18 protein-coding genes and 6 tRNA genes are annotated in these 25,814 nt (G+C 72.8%); 8 read left to right on the top strand and 16 right to left on the bottom strand.

The features are described from left to right. Positions 1-196: 196 nt before the first annotated feature. The 4 genes from ACF1BN_RS31300 to ACF1BN_RS31315 all read right to left on the bottom strand — a co-directional run bounded on the left by ACF1BN_RS31300 (position 197) and on the right by ACF1BN_RS31315 (position 3,241). Positions 197-1,441, bottom strand: a complete 1,245-nt coding sequence (locus tag ACF1BN_RS31300; RefSeq protein WP_392334962.1) for a PP2C family protein-serine/threonine phosphatase — start codon at positions 1,439-1,441, stop codon at positions 197-199. 325 nt (positions 1,442-1,766) lie between these two features. Continuing rightward, on the bottom strand, positions 1,767-2,507 hold the full coding sequence (locus tag ACF1BN_RS31305; RefSeq protein ID WP_392334963.1) for a MerR family transcriptional regulator: 741 nt from the start codon (positions 2,505-2,507) through the stop codon (positions 1,767-1,769). A 114-nt stretch (positions 2,508-2,621) separates the two neighbouring features. Then, positions 2,622-2,695, bottom strand: a tRNA-Met gene (locus tag ACF1BN_RS31310). Between the two features lie 51 nt (positions 2,696-2,746). After that, a complete protein-coding gene (locus tag ACF1BN_RS31315; RefSeq protein WP_392334964.1) occupies positions 2,747-3,241 on the bottom strand; it encodes a rhodanese-like domain-containing protein in 495 nt (164 codons plus the stop codon). Between the two features lie 259 nt (positions 3,242-3,500). Here ACF1BN_RS31315 and ACF1BN_RS31320 point away from each other — a divergent pair, with 259 nt between their 5' ends. Further along, positions 3,501-4,445: a sigma-70 family RNA polymerase sigma factor gene (locus tag ACF1BN_RS31320; RefSeq protein ID WP_392334965.1), complete on the top strand. Its 945-nt coding sequence runs from the start codon at positions 3,501-3,503 to the stop codon at positions 4,443-4,445. A gap of 35 nt (positions 4,446-4,480) precedes the next feature. Here the strand turns inward: ACF1BN_RS31320 and ACF1BN_RS31325 are convergent, their stop codons facing one another. From ACF1BN_RS31325 to ACF1BN_RS31355, 7 genes are all read right to left on the bottom strand, one after another. Then, positions 4,481-5,161, bottom strand: coding sequence for a phosphatase PAP2 family protein (locus tag ACF1BN_RS31325; protein WP_392334966.1), 681 nt, complete (start codon positions 5,159-5,161; stop codon positions 4,481-4,483). Further along, a complete protein-coding gene (locus tag ACF1BN_RS31330; protein WP_392334967.1) occupies positions 5,158-6,588 on the bottom strand; it encodes a diacylglycerol/lipid kinase family protein in 1,431 nt (476 codons plus the stop codon). Before ACF1BN_RS31330 ends, ACF1BN_RS31325 begins: the two co-directional genes overlap by 4 nt. Positions 6,589-6,917: 329 nt before the next feature. Beyond that, positions 6,918-6,990, bottom strand: a tRNA-Lys gene (locus ACF1BN_RS31335). Between the two features lie 106 nt (positions 6,991-7,096). Beyond that, entirely contained in the window at positions 7,097-10,246 is a 3,150-nt protein-coding gene (locus ACF1BN_RS31340; RefSeq protein ID WP_392334968.1) for an FG-GAP-like repeat-containing protein, read from the bottom strand. Between the two features lie 175 nt (positions 10,247-10,421). Further along, positions 10,422-12,716: a DEAD/DEAH box helicase gene (locus tag ACF1BN_RS31345; RefSeq protein ID WP_392334969.1), complete on the bottom strand. Its 2,295-nt coding sequence runs from the start codon at positions 12,714-12,716 to the stop codon at positions 10,422-10,424. A 210-nt stretch (positions 12,717-12,926) separates the two neighbouring features. Next, positions 12,927-13,610 carry a hypothetical protein gene (locus ACF1BN_RS31350; protein WP_392334970.1) on the bottom strand — a complete coding sequence of 228 codons (684 nt, stop codon included), beginning with the start codon at positions 13,608-13,610 and terminating at the stop codon, positions 12,927-12,929. Positions 13,611-13,996: 386 nt separating this feature from the next. Beyond that, complete coding sequence (locus ACF1BN_RS31355) at positions 13,997-14,347, bottom strand: metallopeptidase family protein (RefSeq protein WP_392334971.1); 351 nt, start codon at positions 14,345-14,347, stop codon at positions 13,997-13,999. Between the two features lie 106 nt (positions 14,348-14,453). On the opposite strand from ACF1BN_RS31355, the gene ACF1BN_RS31360 reads away from it, so the two are divergent. The 3 genes from ACF1BN_RS31360 (at position 14,454) to ACF1BN_RS31370 (ending at position 14,767) form a co-directional block, all read left to right on the top strand. Next, a tRNA-Glu gene (locus ACF1BN_RS31360) sits at positions 14,454-14,526 on the top strand. A gap of 40 nt (positions 14,527-14,566) precedes the next feature. After that, positions 14,567-14,640: transfer RNA gene (locus ACF1BN_RS31365), tRNA-Asp, on the top strand. 53 nt (positions 14,641-14,693) lie between these two features. Further along, positions 14,694-14,767, top strand: a tRNA-Phe gene (locus ACF1BN_RS31370). A gap of 40 nt (positions 14,768-14,807) precedes the next feature. Here ACF1BN_RS31370 and ACF1BN_RS31375 read toward each other — a convergent pair. Both ACF1BN_RS31375 and ACF1BN_RS31380 read right to left on the bottom strand, forming a co-directional pair. Then, positions 14,808-15,647, bottom strand: coding sequence for a cytochrome c biogenesis CcdA family protein (locus ACF1BN_RS31375; RefSeq protein ID WP_392334972.1), 840 nt, complete (start codon positions 15,645-15,647; stop codon positions 14,808-14,810). Beyond that, the gene (locus ACF1BN_RS31380; RefSeq protein WP_392334973.1) at positions 15,644-16,399 is read right to left on the bottom strand and encodes a DsbA family protein; all 756 of its coding nucleotides are present in this window, start codon (positions 16,397-16,399) and stop codon (positions 15,644-15,646) included. Before ACF1BN_RS31380 ends, ACF1BN_RS31375 begins: the two co-directional genes overlap by 4 nt. Positions 16,400-16,602: 203 nt before the next feature. Between ACF1BN_RS31380 and hrpA the strand changes: the two genes are divergently transcribed. Next, entirely contained in the window at positions 16,603-20,595 is a 3,993-nt protein-coding gene (gene hrpA / locus ACF1BN_RS31385; protein ID WP_392334974.1) for an ATP-dependent RNA helicase HrpA, read from the top strand. 85 nt (positions 20,596-20,680) lie between these two features. Further along, positions 20,681-20,754: transfer RNA gene (locus tag ACF1BN_RS31390), tRNA-Asp, on the top strand. Positions 20,755-21,190: 436 nt separating this feature from the next. Here the strand turns inward: ACF1BN_RS31390 and bldC are convergent. Together bldC and ACF1BN_RS31400 are read right to left on the bottom strand one after the other, a co-directional pair. Next, complete coding sequence (gene bldC / locus ACF1BN_RS31395; protein WP_003949541.1) at positions 21,191-21,397, bottom strand: developmental transcriptional regulator BldC; 207 nt, start codon at positions 21,395-21,397, stop codon at positions 21,191-21,193. Between the two features lie 546 nt (positions 21,398-21,943). Further along, on the bottom strand, positions 21,944-22,798 hold the full coding sequence (locus tag ACF1BN_RS31400) for a hypothetical protein (protein WP_392334975.1): 855 nt from the start codon (positions 22,796-22,798) through the stop codon (positions 21,944-21,946). A gap of 139 nt (positions 22,799-22,937) precedes the next feature. On the opposite strand from ACF1BN_RS31400, the gene ACF1BN_RS31405 reads away from it, so the two are divergent. Beyond that, entirely contained in the window at positions 22,938-24,047 is a 1,110-nt protein-coding gene (locus tag ACF1BN_RS31405) for a Leu/Phe/Val dehydrogenase (protein WP_392334976.1), read from the top strand. Between the two features lie 283 nt (positions 24,048-24,330). Beyond that, on the top strand, positions 24,331-24,582 hold the full coding sequence (locus ACF1BN_RS31410; protein ID WP_360319082.1) for a DUF3073 domain-containing protein: 252 nt from the start codon (positions 24,331-24,333) through the stop codon (positions 24,580-24,582). Between the two features lie 149 nt (positions 24,583-24,731). On the opposite strand, the gene purM is transcribed toward ACF1BN_RS31410, so the two are convergent. After that, on the bottom strand, positions 24,732-25,799 hold the full coding sequence (gene purM / locus ACF1BN_RS31415; RefSeq protein WP_392334977.1) for a phosphoribosylformylglycinamidine cyclo-ligase: 1,068 nt from the start codon (positions 25,797-25,799) through the stop codon (positions 24,732-24,734). Positions 25,800-25,814: the final 15 nt, after the last annotated feature.

The raw sequence follows: 25,814 nt of genomic DNA on the forward strand, positions 1-25,814 counted from the left end.
CGCTGCGTTATCGAACGTTAATAGACACGGTGGTCCGATTCCAAGCCGCTGCTCTTGATCATTCATTGAATTGGCAGGGATTCGCCCGAGTTGACCCCCGTTCAGTGAGGCCCGGCCAAACCTGCGAGATCTGACGTTATGTCAATTGTTATCTCTGTGGCACCTCGCGAGCACGGACGGTGACAGCGCCCCTCCGTCAGCGCGCGGGACCGGGCGGGACCACCGGCATCGTCCGCCGCCGCTCGGGCGCCCCCGCCGCCGGACGGCTCACCGCCAGCAGCGCCATGTCGTCCGTCGACCCGCCGCCGGTGTGCCGCCGCACGTCGTCCACGAGCGCGTCCAGCAGTTCCTCGGGCCCGGGGAAGACCGCACCCCGGAGCCGGGCCGCCGGATCGTAGAAGACGCCGTACGCGTCCCGCGCCTCCGACAGCCCGTCCGTGTGGAAGAGCAGCGTCGCGCCCGGCGGATACGGCCGCTCGTCGGCCCGGTCGGCCCAGACCGCCAACTCCCCCATTCCCAGGGGCAGCGCCGCCTCGGCCGGCTCGACCGCCTCCAGGCGCCCGTCCCCGTACAGCAGCAGCGGCGGCGGATGGCCGCGGTTCACGAGGCGCACGCTCCCTCCCTCGCGCGGGATCTCCGCGAGCACCGCCGTCGTGAACCCCTCGAAGGCGTCGAGGCCTTCACGCCGGCTCCCCTCCCGCGTCAGCGCCCGTTCGAGCCGCTGCGCCACCCCTTCGAGCGTCGCCTCCTGCTCGGCCGCCTCCCGGAAGGCGCCGATGACGACGGCCACCGCCTCCACCGCGTCCATCCCCTTGCCCCGCACGTCCCCGACCACGAGCCGCACCCCGTGCGGGGTGTCCTGCACGGCGAACAGGTCGCCGCCGATGAACGCGTCCGCCTGCGCCGCCTCGTAGCGTGCCGCGCACTGGAGCCCCGCCATCCGTTCCGCCGGCATGGGCAGCACCGCCCGCTGCGCCGCCTCCGCGATCACCCGCGCCGACGCCAGCCGCTCCCCGCTGCGCCGCACGACCAGATTGATCAGCAGCGCCAGCGCGGAGACCGTCACCACGGTGAGGGTCTCGGTGAGCGAGGGCACGTCGGAGAGCGTGTCGTTGTACGCGTGCAGCCCGACCGAGGCCAGGACGGCCGCGATCCCGGTCAGCAGGGTCGTGAGCCGGGAGAAGAACGGGGCGGCGACCAGCGGGGCGGCGGAGAAGAGCGGCGCCGCCGTGTACGCCGCCGGGGTGGCCACGTCGAAGAACACCCCGCCGACGATGATCAGCGGCGGCAGCGCCCGCAGGAACCTCCGGGTGGCCCCGAAGGGCGCGGCCGGGGGCTGCGGCCCGCCGCCGTACGGCGTCCGGGGAGCGGCGGGCCGGACGGGGCGGCGGGGCTCCCCGCCCCGCCGCCCGCGGCCCGCCGCTCCCCGAGGGTGTGTCACCGCGTACTCCTGCCCGGTCGCCGGCCCGCCGCCGGGCCCGGCGCCGCGCACCCTCCCAGGGTCCCCGCGCCGCGCCCGGGCGGCGACCGGCGGAGGGCCGACCGGGCGTACGGCTCCGGGCGCCGCCCGTCCGCGTACCCGGCCGTCCTCCCGCACCGGTGCACGGCCCCCCGCCCCGGCCCCGTACCCGGCCGCCCTCCTCTCCCCGACCCGCGGCGGCCCCCGCCGGTCGCCACCGGCCCCCACCGGTCGCCGCCCGGGTCCGCGCGGCGGAGTGCGAGCCACGGCGGTGCCGTGGCTCGCGGGCGTCTCCGGGTTCCGGCGGTCAGAGGTTCCGCTCGGCCCAGAGGATCAGGGCATCGCGCACCAGGACCGCGGTGCCCTCGCCGTGCCGGTCGTAGTTCTTGGTGAACCTGGGGTCGTCCACGTACATCCGGCCGAGCCCGATCAGGTACTCCTTCGTCGGCCGCGTGGTGCCGGAGAGCCAGTCGTACTGCCTCCGGGCCAGCGCCTGCACCTCGTCGCTGCCGGGCGCGAGCCCGGCGGCGGCCGCCGCGCCGAAGTCGCGGGCGATGGCCGCCTGCGTCTCCATGAACTCCTTCTTCTCCGCCTCGCCGAGCGACCGCCACCAGCGGTCCCCCCGCTCGTACGCGTCGCGGCCCCACCGTTCGGTGACCTCCGCCTCGTACCGCGTGTGGTCGAAGCCGTCGAAGACTTCCTCGGCCATGAGCTGTTCTCCTCTCTCGGTCTTGTGGAGAGTGGTCCGCACGGCCTCGATCTGCCGCCCGATGCGCTCGCGCTCCTGCTGGAGGAGGGCCAGATGCGTGCGCAGGGCGGCCGAGGTGTCCCGCTGGCCTTCGAGGACCTCGGCGATCGCGGGCAGCGAGAGCCCGAGCTCGCGCAGCAGCAGGATCCGCTGCAGGCGCACGAGCGCCGCCTGGTCGTAGTACCGGTAACCGTTCGCGCCGATCCGGCTCGGCTCCAGCAGCCCCAGCTCGCCGTAGTGGCGGAGCGTGCGGCTGGTGGTGCCGGCCTTCCTGGCGATCTCCTGGATCGACCACTCCATGCCGAGAACGGTAGAACTTGACGTTGCGTAAAGGTCAAGCCGCTGCGGCGGGCGCTCCCGGGAACGCCGAAGGCCCGGATCGTCGGAGACGATCCGGGCCTTCGGGCTACTGAGTAGCGGGGACAGGATTTGAACCTGCGACCTCTGGGTTATGAGCCCAGCGAGCTACCGAGCTGCTCCACCCCGCGTCGGTGAATATGACTCTACGGCATGGGTCGCTGGATCCAAAATCCGATTCCTCAGCAGCCGCAGTCCTCGGCGTCGACGGGCGCCGTCAGCGGGTCGGCGGCCCGCTCCGCGGGACCCTCCCACGTCTCGTACGGGAAGCCCTCCCGCGCCCAGTACTCGAAGCCGCCGAGCATCTCCTTCACCTGGAAGCCCCGCTCGGCGAGGGCCAGCGCCGCGCGCGTGGCGCCGTTGCAGCCGGGGCCCCAGCAGTAGGTGACGACCGGGACGGCCTTGTCGAGGAGCTGCTCCGCCTGCTCGGGGATGAGCGCGGTGGGGAGGTGGACGGCGCCGGGGATGTGGCCCTGGTCCCAGGAGGCGGTCGAGCGGGAGTCGATCACCACGAAGCCGGGGTCGGTGCCGTCGGCGCGGACGGCGGCCAGGGCGGCGGCCACGTCGGAGACGTCCGCGTGGAAGGCCAGGGCGGCCGAGAAGTAGGCGGCCGCGGCGGCGGGCGAGGCCGGCGGGGTGCGCAGGACGGGGTTGACCGTGGCGTCTGTCGTCGTCATGGTGATCAATCTACGGACGAAGATCAACGCGCTGAAGTGGCGTTCCACGGCGGCCAGCCGACTCGACCGGGGAAACCCGGGCGATCACATCCGGCCGACGTGGATCTCACGGCGCGAGACCGGATCGAGCGGATACGGGGTGCGCGCCGCTCCCGTACCGACACGGGCACGCGCGCGCGTGGCCACCGCTCCGGCGTCACATCCATGGGGTTCGATCCGTCATGGAGACATGACGGGACGCGAAGGGGGAGATCGAGGGATGGACGAGAGCACGGTGGAGGCGACCGGCGGCGGACCGGCCGCGGAGGCGGACGCGCTGGCGCGCCGCTTCGACGCCGACCGCGGCCACCTCAGGGCCGTCGCCTACCGCATGCTCGGCTCGCTCAGCGAGGCCGAGGACGCGGTCCAGGAGACCTGGTTCAAGCTGAACCGCACCGACGTCGGCGGGGTCGCCAACCTCACCGGCTGGCTCACCACGGTCATCGGCCGGGTCTGCCTGGACATGCTGCGCTCGCGCGGCTCCCGCCGCGAGGACCCGCTCGACCACTACGTGCCCGACCCGATCGTCCACGTCCCCGCCGCCGGCGACCCGGAGCACTCCGCCGAGCTCTCCGAGTCGGTCGGCCTCGCGCTCCTCGTCGTCCTGGAGACGCTGGCCCCGGCCGAGCGGCTGGCCTTCGTGCTGCACGACATGTTCGCCGTCTCCTTCGACGAGATCGCGCGGATCGTGGACCGCACCCCCGCCGCGACCCGGCAGCTGGCCAGCCGGGCCCGCCGCCGCGTCCAGGACGCCGCCCCGGGGCCCGGCCCCGACGCGCGCCGCCAGCGGGAGATCGCCGACGCCTTCCTCGCCGCCTCGCAGGGCGGCGACTTCCAGGGGCTGCTGGCCGTCCTCGACCCGGACGCGGTGCTGCGCGCCGACGGCGGCCCGCTCCTCGCCGGCGCCTCCAAGGTCGTCCACGGCGCCGAGGCGATCATCCGCCAGGCCCTCATGTACGCGAGCTTCCGCAAGGCGTCGCTGCCGCTCGTCGTCAACGGCCTGCCGGCCGTCCTGTCGGTGGTCGACGGCAGGCCGACCGCGCTCATGGCCTTCACCGTCGTCGGCGACCGCATCGTCCAGCTCCACGTCCTCGCCGACCCGGAGCGCATCGCCGCCCTGGACATCCCGGAGGAGGCCCTGGCCCGCGCCGTCCACCCGGACTGACCGGACGCCCGCCGGGGGCGCCCCGCGGTGCGCCGTCAGGCGCTCGGGCGGCGCGCCCGCATGAGGGAGGCGCCGACGGCCAGGGCCGCGGTGCCGCTGGCGAGGCCGAGGACCGCGCCCGCGGCGACGTCGCCGGGGTAGTGGACCCCGGTGTGGACGCGGGAGTAGCCGACCGCCGAGGCCAGCAGCCCCAGCGGCACGGCCGCGGGCGGCAGGACGACGCCGGCGGCGGTGGCGAAGGCGACCGCCGAGGCGGTGTGCCCGGACGGGAACGAGGCCGACTCCGGCATCGGGACGTGCCGGCCGACCACCACCCGGGCCGCCTCCCGGTCCGGCCGCCGCCGGCGGACCAGCCGCTTGCCGAGGAGGTTGGCCGTGGCCGAGGCGATCGCGATCGCGCCGACGCCCGCCGCCGCGGCGCGGCGCGGCCTGCCCGGGAAGAGGGCGAGTCCGGCGGCGACGGCGAAGGAGATCTTGGAGTGGTCGGCGGCGTTCGACAGCCGGCGCAGGCCCACGTCCAGGGCGGGCGTCGGCGTGGCGGCCACCGCCGCGTACAGGGCGCCGTCCACGGCCCGCAGATCGTGCAGCACGGCCCGGGCGGTGAAGACCGCTTCCCTCGGCCGGTCCCGCAGCCGCCGCCGCGCCGCCTCCTCGGACTCCGTCCCGGGTCCGGCACCGGGCCCCGGCCCGGTCTCGTACATGCTCTCGTCACTCATGCGCCGCTCCTGTAGGGGTCCTCGGACGGCTCCGGCCGGTACGCGGGACCGGAGCCGTAGTGTTCGGGGAAGGCGAGCCGTACGATCCGCCGCCAGTCCAACGGCGGGGGCGGCGGAACGACTCCCGGCCGGGAGCGCGGCACCAGCACCCGCAGCGCACGCGGCCGCAGCTCGCAGACGACCGGCGTCGGCAGGACGAGGGCCTCCCCGTCCACCGCCACCGGCACGGTCGCCTCCGCCTTCGGCACACCGGTGTTGGTGACGCCTCCATGGACTTCGACGCGGAGCGCGGTCAGGACGTTGAGCGCCGCGGACTGGGTTCCCCGTACGACCAGCTCGGCGGCGTGCGCGGGGCCGTCCACCCGCACGCCGATCACCCCGAGCCGGCCGCTGTCCAGACGGGTCCTGTGCCCGGCGGCCGCGCTCAGCGGATCGGGCGCGGCGTACGGGTTGTTGCTCACCAGGATCGCCTGCTGGCCGGGCAGCCGGACGGCGTCGGCGCTCGCGTCGAGCCGGTCGCCCTGCCCGCCCTGGAGCAGGTCGGGCAGCGCGTCGAGCGCGGTCTCGGCCTTGGCGTCGCGGTACTCCGGCCGTTGCACCACATCCGCGTACACCCCGAACGACACCGTGTTGACGAACGGGCGTCCGGCGACCGTGCCGAGGTCGACGCGGAGCTCCTCGCCGTCGGTGAGCGCGTCCAGGCAGGCCGCCGGGTCGTTCCGGTCCAGGCCGAGGTCCATGGCGAAGTGGTTCCTGGTCCCGGCCGAGATCACCAGGAACGGCAGGTCGTGCTCGGCGGCCACCGCGGCCACCAGCGCCTGGGTGCCGTCGCCGCCCGCGACGCCGAGCAGGTCGGCGCCCTCCGCGACCGCCTTCCGGGCGAGCGCGTCGACGTCGGCGGGCGCCGAGGGATCGAGCAGCACGACCCGCGCGCCCAGCCGTTCCGCCTTCGCCACGAGCCCGAACCGCTCCACCTTCCCGCCGCCGGACCGCGGGTTCATGATCAGCACCGCCTGCCGGGGCCGCTCGGCGGGACGCGCCGGCGCCGGCGCGTCCACGGCCTCGCCGGGCCTGCGCAGCGCCTCCCGCGCGCACCCCAGCGCGACGGCCCACAGCGCGAGCGCAGCGAGCGCGAACAGCCACAGCCCCCCGACCACGTACAGCACGAGGACGGCGACCGGCGCCCCCACGACCAGCACGGACCCCAGCACCCGCAGGGGTCCCCGGTGGGCGACGACCCACCACAGCCCCACGGCCCCCGCCGCGAGCCCCACGAGCCCGCTGAGCAGTTCCAGCACCCCGCCGACACCCACCGCCAGGAGCAGGACGACCACGGCCCCCGCCGCCGCGCCCAGCGCCCAGCGCGCCAGGTCCCGCGCGGTACCGCCCGCGCCGCCCTCGTCCCACCGCCGCACAGCCCCGTTCACGACCCCACCTCCGTCTTCCACACTCCCCCACGCTCCCGCGGACCACCCCACTGAAGCAGCCGCCCGACGGAACGACGAAACGCCCCGCCCCCAGGGTTCCGCGCGCGGACGCCCCGGTGCCGGCGGTGGTGACGGGTCGACGGCTCCCCGGTCGATGGACAGACCGCTCCCGGCGCCCCTATCCTCGCCGCCCCCCGCTCAAACGATCAAACGGACACCGTTCCGGCCTCCTGACGGTTCGACCGCCCCGGAACGACGAAGCGCCCCGGCCGGTCGAGACCGGTCGGGGCGCTTCCCGCGGGTCGGAGGGTCTGCCCTCCCCCACTCGGTAGGCCGTGTGGGACTCGAACCCACAACCAATGGATTAAAAGTCCACTGCTCTGCCAATTGAGCTAACGGCCCGTGTGCGAGCACTCCGTGCAGCATAGCCCGCCGGGCTCGCGGAACCGATCGGGTATCGGATCCCGCCGCGCCGCGCCCCCGGGGCGGGGGGCGCGGCGACAGGGCGTCAGAAGAGGGCGCGGAAGGTGTTCCAGCCGGAGCCGAGGAGTTCGCGGAATCCGAAGCGGTCGCCGGTGCGACCGCTGCCGTGGCTGTAGTAGGCGTACAGGCGGCCGGAGGCGTCGCGGGCGACGAGGTCGCTCGTCCCGTCGCCGTTGAGGTCGCCGGTGCCCTGGAGGGCGGTGTAGATCTGCCAGCCGCCGCCGACGCTCGTGCGCGGGGTGACGCCGCCGGACGGGGTGCCGAAGTAGGACCACAGCACACCGGAGCCGTCGACGGCGAGCAGATCGCCGCGACCGTCGCCGTCGAGATCGCCGGCGGCGGTGATCCGCTTGTACAGCTTCCAGTTGGTGCCGATGCGGACCCGGCTCTTCAGGCGGTGGTCGGCGGTGCCGGCGTAGAAGTACATGTCGCCGGTGGAGGTCTGACGCGCGACGAGGTCGGCGTACCCGTCCCCGTTCACGTCACCGGGCGAGGTCAGCACGTCGTACTGGCTCCAGCCGGATCCGATCACGGTGTACGGCGAGGAGCCGGTGACGACCTTGCCGCAGCCCGGCCGGTAGGCCCGCAGCTCGCCGCCGACGCGCCCGAGGACGTCGGCGCAGGCGTCGGCGTTCACGTCCCCGAAGGGCACGAGGAGGGTGCCGGCCGGGAAGGTCCCGCCGGAGCCCGGGGTGCGGGGGCCGAACCTGCCCCAGCCGTCGCCCCGGTAGAGGGAGACCGCGCCGGCCGTGTCCACGGCGAGCAGTTCGCCCTGGGCGTCGCCGCCGGCGAGGTCGCGGAAGGCGGGCCGGCTGCCGGAGAGCCGCAGCGCGCCGGAGGTCCACAGGTCGCGGCCCTTGCCGTCGGCGGTGGTGGCGCGCAGCTCCCACACGTACGGCCCGCTCGGCGCGGGCACGCCGGCGGTGTCGCGGCCGTCCCAGGTGAAGTCGATCCGGCCGCGTGTCTCCTTCCCCCGCAGGGTCCGCACGGGCTTCCTGTTCAAGGCGTTCTGGATGCTCACCTCGTACGACGAGGCGGGCTTGGAGAGCGTCCAGGAGCCCTTCCAGGTGCCGGGGAAGCCGAGGCTCGCCGGGGCGGACGCGTGCGCGACGGTCAGGTCGGAGGTGGGCAGCTCGGTCCACACCACGTGCACCCGCTCGTCGTCGCCCCGGTAGGCGACCGCGCCACCGAAGCGGTCGACGGTCCAGCCGGTGCGGCGCGGGGCGGAGACGGTGTGGGCGCGGGTCAGGACGTACCGCGCGCCGGCCTTGCCGGTGGCGAAGGGGGTGACGCGCAGGTACCCGCCGGACTCGTCGACGAAGTAGCCGTCGCCCAGGAGACCGCCCCCGGTGGAGCCCGCGGGCAGGACGACGGGCGCCGCGGTCGTGGTCCTCAGGTCGAGGACGCCGTGCTTCGTGAAGCCGGCGCACGCCCAGTAGAGCCAGCGGCCGGCCGTCTGGAGTTCGGTGAGCGCGCAGCCGGAGTTCGTCGCCAGCGTGCCGAGGGCCTTGCCGGTGGCGAGGTCCTTGCGGGCGACCTGGCCCACGGTGCCCGTGCCGGTGTAGAGGGTGTCGCCCGACAGGGCGGCGGCGACCTGCTTCTGGCGGGAGACGGTCTTCTGCCCGTCCAGGTCGAGGACGAGGGTCTCGCCGTTGCCGACGAGTGCACCGGGCGGGGCCGGCGTGCCCGTCTGGTAGACGGCCCAGCGGCCGGACGCGTCGGCGAGCCGGCCGGCCTCGTCGACACCCACCCGGGTGGTGGAGCCGTCGGCCCTGCGGGCGATGACCGCGCGGGGCATGTACGCGATCCGCGGGGAGGAGACCGTCCGTCCGTCGCCGGCGTCGAAGAGCGGCGTGTCGTACCACTCGGCCCCCGCCTCGGTGCCGGCCGGGACGGGCGCGGACTCGCCGGTGTGGAGCGGGCCGACCGGGAGCGAGCGGGTCCGGAAGCCGGGCACCGATCCGCCGTCCCGCTCCAGGGTGGTGAGCCGGCCCTTGCCCAGTGCCAGGGCCACCACCTCGGTCGCCATGGGCGCCACCTTGCGCAGCTTCTCCAGGACCGGGGCGCCGCCGCCCTTGCCGGGGACGGCCTTGAGGACGGCCCAGTCGGTGGAGGAGGTGCCGCCGGTGACGGCGGCCGTGCCGGAGCCGTCGCCGAACTGGGTGATCCTCTCCTCGGCGCCCGCGAGCAGCGTCTGCTGCTGCCCGGCGGGGCTGACGGCGACCAGGCGGCGGGTGAGGTCCTCGCCCGCCTTCGCGGGCTCGGCCGTGGTCAGGAGCCAGTCCCCGACGAGGCCGATACGGGTGGTGCTCAGCCCGTCCGCCAGCCGGTAGGCGGTCTCCGGGCCGGTGAGGTCGGCGAGCGTCCGGATGTGGACGGTCCTGTCGGGGTCCACCCAGGCGATCCGCTCGGCGGTGACGGCCACGCCCGCGACGAGCACGCCGTCCGCGGAGGTCGGTTCGTCCAGCACCCGCATCGCCCCGGTCGTCAGGTCGACGACGCCGAGGAGGGAGTCGCTGTTCATGCCCGAGGTGCCGCGGGAGAACCGGAGGACGGCCACGCCGGGCGCCCCGGCCACCAGCCGCGCCATGTGGAGGTCCACGCCGGCCGGCCAGCCGGTGACGGGCACCGAGGGGCCGTTCGGGGCGCCCGCGCTCCGGAGGAAGTACCCGCTGGTGGCGGCCGACGAGGTGCCCGGCACGTACTGCTGGAAGAGCAGCCGGTCGCCGATCAGGCCCCGGTACGAGGTGTCCTCCGGGAGGGTCAGCGGCGTCGTCGTACCGGTCTCCAGGTCGATCAGGGAGCGCCCGCCGACGCTGTCGTCCGCGTAGGCGTACCTTCCGCCGGTGCCGGACTCGGCGAAGGCGTCGTTGCCGCCGTGCCCGAGGGACCGGCTGGTGCCGGTCGCGAAGTCCGTCCACTCCAGCGGTTCGCTCGCGTGCCGGTCGTCGGCCTCGGCCCGGTGGGCGTACCCGGCCGCGCCGACGGCGACGACGGTCTCCGTGCGGGGCGCGGTCCGCCAGGTGGGTGTGACGTCGAGCTGGTCGATGCCGACCACCGGCGCCCCGGGCGCGGCGACCGCGCCCGGCGCGAGGCCTGCGCCGGTGGCGACCATGACGGCGGTGAGCAGGACGGCGCGCGTGCGGGTCCTGCGCGCGGCTGCGGTACGAGACAAGAAGGCCCCTCCCCGGGGGGTGATCCATCACCGGCGGGTGCGCGCCGGACGCACGAGCGTCCCACGCGCCCCTGTACGAGACCTTCCGGGGGCCCGGACGGTTGTACGCCGGACGCGACGAACCCCCGTGACAGCGGATGTCACGGGGGTTCGCGGTGTGTCAGGTCACACGGGTTCAGCCGTTGCGCTTCCAGCGGGGCTTGTCGTCGCGGCGGCCGCCTCCGAAGGAGGAGCCGGACGGACGGTGGTCGTCACGGCGGAAGCCACCGCCGGAGGACGGACGGTCGTCGCGGCGGAAGCCACCGCCGGAGGGGCGGTCGTCGCGGCGGTCGCGGTTGAACGGACGGTCGTTGTCGCGGCGGAAGCCACCGGACGGACGGTCGTCGCGGCGGAAGCCGCCGGAGGACGGACGGTCGTTGTCACGGCGGAAGCCACCGGAGGACGGACGGTCGTTGTCACGGCGGAAGCCGCCCGACGGACGGTCGTCGCGGTCGCGGAAGGACGGACGGTCGTTGTCACGGCGGAAGCCACCGGACGGACGGTCGTTGTCCCGACGGAAGCCGCCACGGTCGTCGCGGTCGCGGAAGGACGGACGGTCGTTGTCACGGCGGAAGCCGCCCGACGGACGGTCGTTGTCCCGACGGAAGCCGCCACGGTCGCCACCACGGTCGTCACGGTCGCGGAAGGACGGACGGTCGTTGTCACGGCGGAAGCCGCCCGACGGACGGTCGTTGTCCCGACGGAAGCCACCGCGGTCGCCACCACGGTCGTTGTCGCGGCGGAAGCCGCCACGGTCGCCACCGCGGTCGTCACGGTCGCGGTTGAAGCCACCGCGGTCGCGGCGCTCGTAGTTGCCCCGCTCGTCACGGGCCGGGCGCTCCTCGCGGCGCTGCTCCTCGCGGGCGGCGCGCTCGGCCTCGGCTGCGGCGGCGGCGACCTCGGCCTCGGCGGCCTCGGTGACCTCGGCGACGGCCGACTCCGGGTCCTCGCCGCGCTCGCGGGCGGCCTGGGCGACGAGGCGGTCGGCCTCCTCGCGGAGCTCGACGGCGCGGCGCTGGAGGCGCTCCAGCTGACGGGTCAGGTCGACGACCTCGCGCTCGGCCTGCTTGGCCGAGTTGTTGGCCGAGTCGGCCTGGACCTCGGTCAGCGAACGGGCGCCGGTGATCTCGGCGACCTCGGGGTCGAAGGCGCCGGCACCGCCGACGATGTGGCGCGAGGCGTCGACGCCCGCGTCCTCCATGAGGCGGAAGATCTGGCGGCGCTGGTGCGGCAGGGCCAGGGAGACCACGACGCCGGAGCGGCCGGCGCGGGCGGTGCGGCCCGAGCGGTGCAGGTAGTCCTTGTGGTCGCCGGCCGGGTCCACGTTGAGGACCAGGTCGATGCCGTCGACGTGGATGCCGCGGGCGGCGACGTCGGTGGCGACGAGGACGTTGACGTACCCGTCCTTGAAGTCGGCGAGGGTGCGGGTACGGGCGCCCTGGGTCATGCCGCCGTGCAGCGCGTCGGCCTTCACGCCGGACTCGCGCAGCTGCTCGGCGACGCGGTCGGCACCGAGCTGGGTGCGGACGAAGATGATCGTGCGGCCCTTGCGGGCGGCGATCGCGGCGGTGACCGGGGCCTTGTCCTTCGGCTTCACGACGAGGACGTGGTGGGTCATCGTGGTGACGGCGCCGGCGGACGGGTCGACCTCGTGGGTGATCGGGTTCACCAGGTAGCGCTTGACCAGGCTGTCGATCTCGTTCTCCAGCGTGGCGGAGAAGAGGAGGCGCTGGCCGCCGGCCGGGACCTGGTCGAGCAGCTCGGTGACCTCGGGCAGGAAGCCCAGGTCGGCCATCTGGTCGGCCTCGTCGAGGACGGCGATCTGGACCTGCTCCAGGGAGCAGGCGCCGCGGTTGATGATGTCGCGCAGGCGGCCCGGGGTGGCGACGAGGATGTCGACGCCGCGCTCCAGGGCGTAGATCTGGTTGCCCATCGACGTACCGCCGCAGACGACCTTCATCCGGAGGCCGAGCACGTCGCCGTAGGGCTGGAGGGCGTCCGCGACCTGCATCGCGAGCTCACGGGTCGGGGTGAGGATGACGCCGCGGGGCTTCTTCTTCTCGGTGTCGCCGCCGGCCAGGGTGGCGAGCAGCGGGAGGCCGAAGGAGAGGGTCTTGCCGGAGCCGGTGCGGCCGCGGCCCAGGATGTCCTTGCCGGCCAGGGCGTCCGGGATGGTCGCGGCCTGGATCGGGAAGGGGGTGGTCACGCCGTTCTGCGCGAGCTTGCGGACGACGCCCTCGGGCAGACCCAGGTCACCGAAGGTGATCTCGGGGGTCGTGTCGGCGTCGTCGGCGTCGATGTCGACGTCGTCGGTCAGATCGGTGGCCTCGACGGCCTCGACGGTGATGTCGGCGTCGTCAGCCAGCTCGACGATCTCGGTGATCTCGTCGTTCTCGGGCATGACGGCGTGGTCAGAACTGGAAATGGACATGCGAAATGCGAAACCTTCCGGAGTCTCGGCACGCGCCCGTCAACTCCGTGTTTCGCACAAGACCGCCTCTATGCGGTCAGCCACGGCAAGGGAGAGTACGCGCCAGTCGCGGCGCTCTTCGGTCGTGGCGCCGGGCAAATGGGATCAAACGATCTACCACCATACGCACTCTCCCCCACTCAAGGCAAACCGATCCAGGTCACACCTCGCTCACACCGGGCTCACCTGCGGCGATGCGGTCGGCTCCGTAGCCGCAGCGGCGACCCGCACCCCGCCCAACTGCGTAGCGGGTCCCTCACTCGGCGGATCCGTCGGGTTGGAGGTCGGCTCGGGCGTGGGCTCCGGCGTCGGCTCGGGGGTCGGCTCCGGCGTCGGGGTCGGCTCGGGCGTGGGCTCCGGCGTGGGGGTGCCCCCGCCGCCGCCCGGCGCGCCGCCGGCCGTGCCGCCGGGGTCGCCGCTCCCGCCCGCCCCACCGGTCCCGCCCGTCCCGCCCGTCGCGCCGCCGTCCCCGCCGCCTCCACCGCTCCCGCCGGTCCCGCCCGCGTCCCCGCCGCCGCCCGCGCCCCCCGACGCGCCGCCGGTGCCGGTGGCGCCGCCCGTGCCGCCGCCCGGGGTCTGCGCCTTGGGCGGCACCGGCCGGCCGGGCTCCGCGGAGGCGGAGGCCTCCGCGCCGGCACCGGGCGTGGCGGAGCCGGAGGGCGAACCGCTCGGCACCGGCGCCTTCCCGTCACCGCCCGCCGGAGCCGGGCCGCCGGGCCGGTCGCCCTGCCCTCCGTCGTACGCGCCCCCACCGCCGTCCGGCGCTCCGGAGCCGCCGTCCGGCCGGGCCGACGCGCCCGGCTTCCCCCCGCTCGCGTTCGGTGCCGGCTCGGCGCTGTCGTCGCTCACACTCATACAGCCGCTCAAGGAGGCGCACGCGGCGACCGCGAGAGCGGCGGCGGCCCATCGAACGCGGGTGGGGAAAGGGCGCACGGAGGCACCTCCAGGACACAGAAGGCGGGGAAGGAACGCGTCCCCCTGCCCAACTCCCCAGGCGCCGCAAGGGACACGGCGCGGCGGCCTCTTGTTCGACCGCGATCTTTCGGCCACCGACCAGACCCTCCCGGCCGCCGACCACGCCCTCCCGGCCACCGACCGGACCCACCCGGCGTCCGGTCCCTCCCGGCGCCCGGTCGCACCCGGCCACCGACCGGTCCCTCCCGTCGTCCGGCCGCGCCGGCCCGGCGTCCGGCCCGGCCCTCGACCGGACCCGCCCGTCCGTCAGCCCCCGCCCGCGCGGCTCAGCCGTAGCCGAGCGCGTGCAGCCGCTCGTCGTCGATGCCGAAGTGGTGGGCGATCTCATGGACCACGGTGATCTCGGTCTCGGCCACGACGTCCTCGCGGAACTCGCACATCCGCAGCGTCGGCCCCCGGTAGATCGTGATCCGGTCGGGCAGCACCCCCGCGTACCACTCGCCCCGTTCGGTCAGCGGCGTCCCCTCGTAGAGCCCGAGCAGCTCCGGGTCGTCCGGGGAGGGCTCGTCCTCCACGAACACCGCCACGTTGTCCATCAGCCGCGTCAGCTCCGGCGGAATCCGGTCCAGGGCCTCGGCGACAAGCTCCTCGAACTCCTCGCGCGTCATCTCCAGCACGAGCCCATTCTCCCCTCCCAGGAAACCGTTTTGGCGATACCGCCCGCCATCCCATATGCTTCTCACGTCCCCGACGCGCTGATGAAGCGCCCAGGTGGGGCCGTTAGCCCTCATCGTCTAGTGGCCCAGGACGCCGCCCTTTCAAGGCGGTAGCACGGGTTCGAATCCCGTTGGGGGCACGCACAACCGTGTGCGAGACTTGTTCTCGCACACAAGCAAGGCTCTGTGGAGCAGTTGGTTAGCTCGCCACCCTGTCAAGGTGGAGGTCGCGGGTTCAAGTCCCGTCAGAGTCGCTGAAGCTGGAAACAGCTTCGTCCCCAAGCTCTTCGAGCAGGGGGATACCCCCGGCTGGGTAGCTCAGTTGGTACGAGCGATCGCCTGAAAAGCGATAGGTCGCCGGTTCGACCCCGGCCCCAGCCACAAAAAGAAGGGCCCCGTTCTCACGAACGGGGCCCTTCTCCTATTCCGGCTGCTCCGCCCCGCGCGTACGCCCCCGGCCCCGCAGCGCCGCCACCAGGCCGGCCACCGCCACGACCCCGGCCAGCAGCGCCCAGTCCGGCACCGCCCGGCCCCACTCGGCCACCCGCTGCTCCACGGCGAAGGAATCGTCCACCGAGAGCAGCCCCGGCAGCGCCGTCGTCCCGTCGAAGACGAGGAACAGCGTGCCCAGGGCCACGAAGAACAGGCCCGACACCAGCGAGGTCGAATGGACCTCGAAGCGCCCGGCGCGCAGCGGCCTGCCGCGCAGCAGGCGCCGCCGCCCCAGGTCGTACCGCTCCCACAGCAGCGCCAGCACGAAGAGCGGCACCGCCATCCCGAGCGCGTACACCGCGAGGAGCAGACCGCCGTAGGCCGCGCTGCCGCTCAGCGCGGCCACCGTCAGGACGCTGCCGAGGATCGGGCCCGCGCAGAAGCCGGCCAGGCCGTAGACCAGACCGAGGGCGTAGACCGAGAACGCCGAGGTCGGGCGGATCCGGCCGCTCGCCTCCGCGATCCGGCGGGAGGCGAAGCCCAGGCCCAGGACCTGGAGGACGCCGAGCCCGATGATCAGCCAGCCGCCCACGGCCACCAGCAGGTCCCGGTGGCCGTAGAAGAACCGTCCCGCCAGCGAGCCGGCGGCGCCCAGCGGTACGAGGGTGGTGGCGAGTCCCGCGTAGAGGATCGCGGTCCGCGCCACCAGCTTCGCCCGGGTCTCGATCGAGTACGCGAAGAAGGCCGGCAGCAGCAGGGCGCTGCACGGGCTGAGCAGGGCGAGGAGGCCGCCGAGGAAGGCCGCGAAATAGCCGATCCCGGCCGTCACCGCGGAGCCCCCGCCTGCCCGGCCTTCGCCTTCTCCGCCGCCGCCTCGATCGCCTCCGTGAAGGTCTCCAGCGGCTGGGCACCGGCGATCGGCCGCCCGTTGACCAGGAAGGACGGGGTGGAGGTGGCGCCGAGCGCGTACCCCTGCTCCTGGTCCTTCCGGACCGCCTCGCGGGCCGCCTTCCCCTCGCTGTCCTTCGCGAACCGGGCGAGGTCCGGCACTCCGGCCTCCCGCGCGAGGGCGCGCAGCCGCTCCTCGCCGAAGCCCTTCTCCTTCGCCCCGTCCGCGTACGCCGCCGCGTGGAACTGCCAGAAGCGGTCCTGCTCACCGGCGGCCCAGGCGGCGCGCGCGACGGCCTCCGACTCCTCGCCGAAGATCGGGAAGTTCCGCCACTCGATGCGCAGGGTGCCGTTCTCGACGTACTTCTTCACCAGGACGGGCTCGGTGTCCCGGGCGAACTTCCCGCAGTAGCCGCACTTGAAGTCGGCGTACTCGATCAGGACGACCGGCGCGTCGGCGCGGCCCAGGGCGAGCCCGTCGGACGCGTCCCTGCGGGCGTACTTCTCCAGCTCCGGGTAGACCCCGGAGGCCGGGTCGGCCGTGACCTCGGCCACGGTCGAGGAGCCGGAGGCGGACGGTCCCGCGGGCTTGGTGGCGGTGTACGAGGCGAGCGCGGCCAGCGCGGCGGCGACGGCCACACCGGCGACGATCAGCGCGGGACGGGTCTTGGAGGAGGACTGGGGGCTGGACATGAGGTGCACTCTAGACACGGACCCGGAACACTCCGTGAGCAAGGGGCCCAAGCCCTCACAATCCGGCCACCGGAAGGCGCCCCGGCCGGCGCGGCGGACGCGGAAGCCGACGCCGCGGACGCGGAGGCCGCCGCGGGCGGCGCGGAAGCCGCTCGTAAATCGGTTCGCCGCTTCTCGGCCGCAGGTGCGATCCTGGATTCCGTATGTCTACTTCCTTCGCCGCCCTCCAGTCCGTCCTGGCCGGGGTCTCGCTGCGGGACTCCCACCGGCTCGGCCGCCGTCTCGAAGGCGCTCGCCGCATCCGCAAGCCCGAGGCCCGCGAGGCCGTCCTGGACGAGATCGCCGCAGAGGCGGCCAAGGCCAAGGAGCGCGTCGACGGGCGCGCCGCCCGCGTGCCCGCCGTCACCTACCCCGAACAGCTCCCGGTCTCCCAGAAGAAGGACGAGATCCTGGAGGCGATACGCGACCATCAGGTCGTGATCGTCGCCGGTGAGACCGGCTCCGGGAAGACCACCCAGATCCCGAAGATCTGCCTGGAGCTCGGCCGGGGCGTCCGGGGCATGATCGGGCACACCCAGCCCCGCCGGATCGCCGCCCGCACGGTCGCCGAACGCGTCGCCGAGGAGCTGAGGACCCCGCTGGGCGAGGCCGTCGGCTGGAAGGTCCGCTTCACCGACCAGGTGAACCCCGACGCGACCTTCGTGAAGCTGATGACGGACGGCATCCTGCTCGCCGAGATCCAGACCGACCGCGAGCTGCGCGCCTACGACACGATCATCATCGACGAGGCCCACGAGCGGTCCCTCAACATCGACTTCCTGCTCGGCTACCTCGCCCAGCTGCTCCCCCGGCGCCCCGACCTCAAGGTCGTGATCACCTCCGCGACCATCGACCCGGAGCGCTTCTCCCGCCACTTCGGCGACGCCCCGATCGTCGAGGTCAGCGGCCGTACGTATCCGGTCGAGGTCCGCTACCGCCCGCTCCTCGAAGAGGACTCGGAGGAGGCCGACCGGGACCAGATCACCGCGATCTGCGACGCCGTCGACGAACTCCAGTCCGAGGGGCCGGGGGACGTCCTGGTCTTCCTCTCCGGCGAGCGCGAGATCCGGGACACCGCCGACGCGCTCCTGAAGAGGAACCTCCGGAACACCGAGGTCCTGCCGCTCTACGCCCGGCTCTCCCACGCCGAGCAGCACCGGGTCTTCCAGGCCCACTCCGGCCGCCGGATCGTCCTGGCGACCAACGTCGCCGAGACCTCGCTGACCGTCCCCGGCATCAAGTACGTGATCGACCCGGGCACCGCCCGCATCTCGCGCTACTCCCACCGCACCAAGGTCCAGCGCCTGCCCATCGAGGCGGTCTCGCAGGCCAGCGCCAACCAGCGCAAGGGCCGCTGCGGCCGTACCTCGGACGGCATCTGCATCCGGCTGTACTCCGAGGACGACTTCCTGACCCGTCCGGAGTTCACGGACGCCGAGATCCTCCGTACCAACCTGGCCTCCGTCATCCTCCAGATGACCGCGGCCGGCCTCGGCGACATCGAGAAGTTCCCCTTCATCGACCCGCCGGACCACCGCAACATCCGGGACGGCGTCCAGCTCCTCCAGGAGCTCGGCGCGCTGAACCCGGCCGAGAAGGATCCCAAGAGGCGCCTCACCGAGCAGGGCCGCAAGCTCTCCCAGCTGCCTGTCGACCCCCGGCTCGCCCGGATGGTCCTGGAGGCCGAGAAGAACGGCTGCGTCCGCGAGGTCATGGTGATCGCGGCCGCGCTCTCCATCCAGGACCCGCGCGAGCGGCCCTCCGAGAAGCAGGCGCAGGCCGACCAGCAGCACGCCCGCTTCAAGGACGAGACCAGCGACTTCCTCGCCTTCCTCAACCTGTGGCGGTACGTGCGCGAGCAGCAGAAGGAGCGCGGCTCGTCGTCCTTCCGCCGGATGTGCAAGCAGGAGTACCTGAACTTCCTGCGCATCCGCGAGTGGCAGGACATCTACAGCCAGCTGCGGACCGTCGCCAAGCAGATGGGGATACAGCTCAACGAGGAGGACGCGCCGGAGCACTCCGTCCACGTCTCCCTCCTCGCCGGACTCCTCAGCCACATCGGCCTGAAGGACGTGAAGGAGTCCAAGGAGGGCGCCGCGAAGGAGGGCTCCCGCCGCGAGGGCGGCCGGGGTGGCGAGTACCTGGGCGCGCGGAACGCCAAGTTCGCGATCTTCCCCGGCTCCGCGCTCTTCAAGAAGCCCCCGCGGATGGTCATGTCCGCCGAGCTGGTGGAGACCTCCCGGCTCTGGGCCCGGGTGAACGCCCGGATCGAGCCCGAGTGGGTCGAGCCGCTCGCCCAGCACCTGGTGAAGAAGACGTACAGCGAGCCGCACTGGGAGAAGGACCAGGCGGCCGTGATGGCGTTCGAGAAGGTCACGCTGTACGGCGTCCCGATCGTCGCCGACCGCAAGGTGAACTACGGGCGGATCGACCCCGAGGCCTCCCGCGAGTTGTTCATCCGGAACGCCCTCGTGGAGGGCGACTGGCGCACCCACCACAAGTTCTTCGCCGACAACCGCAAGCTGCTCACCGAGGTCGAGGAGCTGGAGCACCGCGCCCGGCGCCGGGACATCCTGGTCGACGACGAGACGCTGTTCGACTTCTACGACAAGCGGGTCCCCGAACACGTCGTGTCCGGCGCCCACTTCGACTCGTGGTGGAAGCACAAGCGCCACGAGGCGCCGGAGTTCCTCGACTTCGAGCGCGAGATGCTCATCAACGAGAAGGCCGGGGCCGTCACCAAGGACGACTACCCGGACTCGTGGCGGCAGGGCGCGCTCAAGTTCCGCGTGACGTACCAGTTCGAGCCGGGCGCGGACGCGGACGGCGTCACCGTCCACGTGCCGCTCCAGGTGCTGAACCAGGTGACCGACGAGGGCTTCGACTGGCAGATCCCGGGCCTGCGGGAAGAGGTCGTCACCGAGCTGATCCGCTCGCTGCCGAAGCCGATCCGCCGCCACTACGTGCCCGCGCCGAACTACGCCGGCCGGTTCCTGGACGCGGTCGTGCCGGTGCAGGAGCCGCTGACGACGGCGCTGGCGCGCGAGCTCCAGCGGATGGTCGGCGTCCCGCTCGCCCCCGAGGACTTCGACTGGGCGAAGGTCCCCGAGCACCTCAAGATCACCTTCCGGATCGTCGACGAGCGGCGCCGCAAGCTGGCCGAGGACAAGGACCTGGAGACGCTCCGCCTGAAGCTGCGCCCCAAGGCCCGCCAGGCGCTCTCCAAGGCCGCCCAGGCGGCGACGGCGGGCCCGGACGGCTCCGGGCCCTCCCTGGAGCGCTCGGGGCTCAAGGACTGGTCGATCGGGACGCTCACGCGGGTCTTCGAGACCAAGCGGGGCGGCCAGCCGGTGAAGGCGTACCCGGCGCTGGTCGACGAGGGCGAGAGCGTGGCCGTACGGCTCTTCGACTCGGAGGCCGAGCAGGCACAGGCCATGTGGCGGGGCACCCGGAAGCTGATCATGCTGAACATCCCGGTGAACCCGGCGAAGTTCGCCTCGGAGAAGCTGACCAACCAGCAGAAGCTGGCCCTGTCGGCCAACCCGCACGGCTCGATCCAGGCGCTCTTCGACGACTGCGCCACCGCCGCCGCCGACCGGCTGATCGCCGACCACGGCGGCCCGGTGTGGGACGAGGAGTCCTTCCGGAAGCTGTACGACAAGGTCCGCGCGGATCTGGTGGAGCTGACCATCCGCACGGTGGGCCAGGTGCAGCAGGTCCTGGCGGCCTGGCAGGCGTGCGAGCGTCGCCTGAAGGCCACCACGAGCCCCGCGCTGCTGCCGAACCTCCAGGACGTGCGGACGCAGCTCTCGTGGCTCGTGCCGGCCGGTTTCGTGACCCGTACGGGGCTGAAGCGGCTGCCGGACCTGATGCGCTATCTGGTGGCGGTGGACCGGCGGCTCCAGCAGATGCCGACCGGCGTCCAGCGGGACACCACCCGGATGGAGAAGGTCCACGAGATGCTCGACGAGTACGCGTGGCTCCTGGAGCAGCTGCCGAAGGGGCGGCCGGTGCCGGCCGAGGTCACCGACATCCGCTGGATGATCGAGGAGCTGCGGGTGAGCTACTTCGCGCACGCGCTGGGCACCGCCCATCCGGTCTCGGACAAGCGGATCGTGAAGGCGATCGACGCGGCCGTGCCGGGCCCCGCGCGGTAGCGGCAGCCCTCGCCGTCGGTGAGTTCGACCAGACCGCTGACCTGCTGTACAGTTCTTCTCGCAGCCAAGGAACACCGGCTGCGAGGGCTCTGTGGAGCAGTTGGTTAGCTCGCCACCCTGTCAAGGTGGAGGTCGCGGGTTCAAGTCCCGTCAGAGTCGCCTGAGAAGAAGGCCCGCATCATCTCGATGCGGGCCTTCTTCGTGTGCCCCGACCCATGTTCCAGCTCCACTCGAACGGGGGACCTTAGTCCCACGGGCCGGTGACCAACGGCGGCTCGGGGGAGGATCCCGGAGTGGCAGGCTGTTCAGTGGCAAGCCTTCGGCAGTGTGACGGGAGTCACTGAAAGTCCTTCAGAAACCCCCTCGTTTACGCCACCCCTACAACAGCTCAATTTAATACGTGCAATTGCACCCATGTGCGACGGGTGGGAGCGGGCACAAAAAGACGATCGCGCTGGACCCGGCGGAGTCCAGCGCGATCGATGACGGTGGCCTGTTGGGGCAGGAACCGCCGGCAGAGCTGTGGGACGGGCGACCGGATTGGGGGATCCGGACGGGCCCGGTGTTACGGGGTGTTGCGGGTGTAGCCGAAGCCTCAGGCCTCGCTGCGCTGCTGCGGAATACCCGCCAGCAGGGCGCGAACCTCGGCCTCGCGGTACCGACGGTGTCCACCCAGGGTGCGGATGGACGTGAGCTTGCCGGCCTTGGCCCAGCGAGTCACCGTCTTCGGGTCCACGCGGAACATCGTGGCGACCTCGGCAGGGGTCAGCAGCGGCTCGGCATCAGGGGTGCGAGCGGTCATGAGCGGCCTCCTCGGGAGAACCGAACCATCTCGGTTCTTTCCTCTAAATTCTGCACCTTGACCCGCCTTGCCCGAAATGGCAGAAGCGGGCCGAGTCGGTTATAGGACGAACGGCTTGTCCTCGGCACTACAACTACACCATCCGTCCAGCCGCGTCGGCCAAACCGATGGAATTGCCCTCGCAGGTGTTCATCAGCGGCGGAAGTCGACTGACCATGCCATAACGGACAGTCACGCCACTGTGACGATCAGTCACAGAGCGATCAGGAGTCCTCAGACCCCCCATAGAGTGCAATGCTGAGCGTTCCGCCCAAAGTTGGGCGGAAGGAACCCTCCCCGGACTCCTTGTCCTATTTTGGCACGAGGGTGGGCGATCGACGCAAGGGTGCGTTTAGTGCTGTCCGTCACGCTTGAGCCAAAGGCCCGGTTCAGGACCAACGTCCCACCGGATCCGGCCAGGCTGATCCGGCCAGACGTGCTGAAGATCATTTACCCCGGAGGCACATGTCTTGTCCATGCACACCTGACGAAGATGCCCGACCTATGTCAATTCGCGTGCCGCAGGTCCCTGACGGCCCGCCAGCGCTCCGACAGGCGCGCGTACACCTCCGCCGCCGTGTCGTCGTCCCCCGCCCGCAGCGCCGCGAGGCCCGCGGCCACGTCCGCCGCCGACCGGTCCCCGGCCAGCCGCTCCTCCGCCACCGCGTGCACCAGACCGCCGTAGTCCAGCTCCACCAGCGCCCGCGGGTGGAACTCCTCCAGCCAGCGGCCCACCTCGATCAGGCCCTGGACCAGCGCGCCCTCGTCCATCGAGTCCCGCAGCGCCCGCAGGGCCCGGGCGAGCCGCCGCCGCGCCTGCGCCATCGTCGTCCGGTAGAGCAGCACCGGCGCCCGGCCCGACACCCGGTCCCCCGCCTCGTACCGCCGCTCCTCGTCCCCGAAGAGCGCGAACCAGCGCAGCGGCACCTGCCACACCGCCGTCCTGATCCACGGCCGCGCGTCCGGGTTCCGCTCCAGCCACCGCTCGTGGTCCGCCTCCACCTGGGCCCGCACCACCGGCGGCACCATCGCGTCGAGCACCGGCGCCGGCAGCCCGCTCTCCGCGACCAGCTCCCGCAGCGCCAGCCACCCCCGCAGCCGGGTCCGCCACGGGCAGACCACCACCACGCCGTCCAGGTGCGCCACGAACGCCTCGCCGCTCTCGTGCACCGGCACCGGGACCGGCGGCACCGGCACCAGATCCGCCAGCGAGCGCCGCAGCTCCTCCTGGGGCCCCGGGGTGAGCGCCCTGCGGGCGTACCGCGACCAGTGGGTCCGCTCCGGCTCGGGGAACGCGGCCAGCGGCTCGTACACCCGGAGATATGAGGCGTACGGGACGAGCAACGTGGAGTCGACCGACATGCCGCGAATCCTTCCACGCGGGTACTCCGCGAGGGGGTGATCCGGCCCACTCCGGCCCCCTTACGCCCAGGTAGGACTTAATCTCGTGGCGCAATGAGTCCTCCCCCACCCGCACGGGGGGCTCTCCGCCGCATCTTCCTTGGGAGTCACCACAGTGACCACAACAGGCGCTGCTTCCGATGTCCTGCACACTCTGTTCCACTCGGAGCAGGGAGGCCACGAGCAGGTCGTGCTCTGCCAGGACCGCGCGACCGGTCTCAAGGCCGTCATCGCCCTGCACAACACCGCCCTCGGCCCCGCCCTCGGCGGCACCCGCTTCTACCCGTACGCGACCGAGGGCGAGGCCGTCGCCGACGCCCTCAACCTGGCGCGCGGGATGTCCTACAAGAACGCCATGGCCGGGCTCGACCACGGCGGCGGCAAGGCCGTGATCATCGGCGACCCCGAGCAGATCAAGACCGAGGAGCTCCTCCTCGCCTACGGCCGCTTCGTCGCCTCCCTCGGCGGCCGCTACGTCACCGCCTGCGACGTCGGCACCTACGTCGCCGACATGGACGTCGTGGCCCGCGCGAACCGGTGGACCACCGGCCGCTCCCCCGAGAACGGCGGCGCCGGCGACTCCTCCGTCCTGACCGCCTTCGGCGTCTTCCAGGGCATGCGCGCCTCCGCGCAGCACCTGTGGGGCGACCCCACCCTGCGCGGCCGGAAGGTCGGCGTCGCCGGCGTCGGCAAGGTCGGCCACTACCTCGTCGAGCACCTCCTGGAGGACGGCGCCGAGGTCGTCATCACCGACGTCCGCGAGGAGTCGGTCCGCCGGATCACCGAGAAGTTCCCCCAGGTGACCGTGGTCGCCGACACCGAGGCGCTGATCCGCGTCGAGGGCCTGGACATCTACGCGCCGTGCGCGCTGGGCGGCGCGCTCAGCGAGGAGACGGTCCCGTTCCTCACGGCGGCCATCGTGTGCGGTGCGGCCAACAACCAGCTCGCGCACCCGGGCATCGAGAAGGACCTCGTGGAGCGCGGCATCCTCTACGCGCCGGACTACGTGGTGAACGCCGGCGGCGTGATTCAGGTGGCCGACGAGCTCCACGGCTTCGACTTCGACCGGTGCAAGGCGAAGGCCACGAAGATCTTCGACACCACCCTGGAGATCTTCGCACGTGCGAAGACGGACGGCATTCCGCCGGCCGCGGCCGCCGACCGCATCGCCGAGCAGCGGATGGCCGAGGCGCGGCGGGCCCGGGCCTGACGGTTCACGGGGAGTGACGGGCCCGCCGACCGCGAGACATCGCTCACGCCGGTCGGCGGGTCGGGCCTCAAGAAGAGGTTAAAATCGCGATTGACCAGCGAGGAAAGGGCGCCTCGATGGTTCTGTACCGGGGTATGTGATGCGCGCGGCGTACCGTAGACCCGAGGAAACAGGTACCGTTGAAGCCCTACGGACCGGTCTCTCCATCGAGAGCCCGTTTCGCATCATGAACGCGTGTCAAGACTCTGGGGCCAACGAGCCCCGTCACCGAGGGGGTCGAGCCATGGGGCGCGGCCGGGCAAAGGCCAAGCAGACCAAGGTCGCCCGCCAGCTGAAGTACAGCAGCGGCGGGACTGACCTGTCGCGTCTGGCCAACGAGCTGGGCGCTTCGACTTCGAGCCAGCCGCCGAATGGCGAGCCGTTCGAGGACGACGACGAGGAAGACGACCCGTACGCGCAGTACGCGGATCTCTACAACACGGATGACGAGGACGAGGACGACGAGTCCGGTCCGCAGTCTCCGCGTCGCGCTTGACCTTCTGAACGCCGAAACTCGGTCCGGGCCACCCGGGCCGGGTTTTCGCATGTCCGGATCGGTGATCCGGGCGGAGGCGGCGGGACACCGTGGGCAACGAGAAGGGGCACCCCGCCGTGGCGGGGTGCCCCTTCCTCGTGCTCCGCTGCCTACCGGGCGTAGTCGCCGACGAGCTCCGCGCCGGAGTCCTTGTCGCCCCGCTCGGTGATCTCACCGGCGACCCAGGCGTCCAGCCCGCGGTCGGCCAGCGTGGAGAGGGCGGCGTCGACCGACTCGGCGGGGACGACGGCCATCATGCCGACGCCCATGTTGAGGGTCTTCTCGAGCTCCAGGCGCTCGACCCGGCCCGCGGTGCCGACGAGGTCGAAGATCGCGCCAGGGGCCCAGGTGGAGCGGTCCACGGTGGCGTGCAGCCCGTCCGGGACGACCCGGGCGAGGTTGGCCGCGAGACCGCCGCCGGTGATGTGGCTGAAGGCGTGCACCTCGGTGGTCCGGGTGAGCGCCAGGCAGTCCAGCGAGTAGATCCGGGTGGGCTCCAGGAGCTCCTCGCCGAGGGTCCGGCCCAGCTCCTCGACCTGCTGGTCGAGGCGCATGCCGGCGCGGTCGAAGACCACGTGGCGGACGAGCGAGTACCCGTTGGAGTGAAGACCGGAGGAGGCCATGGCGATGACCGCGTCCCCCGTACGGATGCGCTCGGCGCCCAGCAGGCGGTCGTGCTCCACGACGCCGGTGCCGGCGCCGGCCACGTCGAAGTCGTCCGGGCCGAGGAGGCCCGGGTGCTCCGCCGTCTCGCCGCCGACCAGGGCGCAGCCGGCGAGGACGCAGCCCTCGGCGATGCCCTTGACGATGGCGGCGACCCGCTCCGGGTGGACCTTGCCCACGCAGATGTAGTCGGTCATGAAGAGCGGCTCGGCGCCGCAGACGACGATGTCGTCCATGACCATGGCGACCAGGTCGTGGCCGATGGTGTCGTACACGCCCATCTGGCGGGCGATGTCGACCTTCGTGCCGACGCCGTCGGTGGCCGAGGCGAGCAGCGGACGCTCGTAGCGCTTGAGGGCGGAGGCGTCGAAGAGGCCGGCGAAGCCGCCGAGGCCGCCGAGGACCTCGGGGCGCTGCGTCTTCTTCACCCACTCCTTCATCAGCTCAACGGCGCGGTCGCCCGCCTCGATGTCGACGCCCGCAGAGGCGTAGCTGGCACCGGTGGTCTGAGACATGGGGTTCAGAACTTT

This window comes from Streptomyces sp. NPDC014861 (assembly GCF_043081625.1).
In the GTDB taxonomy this organism is placed as follows: domain Bacteria; phylum Actinomycetota; class Actinomycetes; order Streptomycetales; family Streptomycetaceae; genus Streptomyces.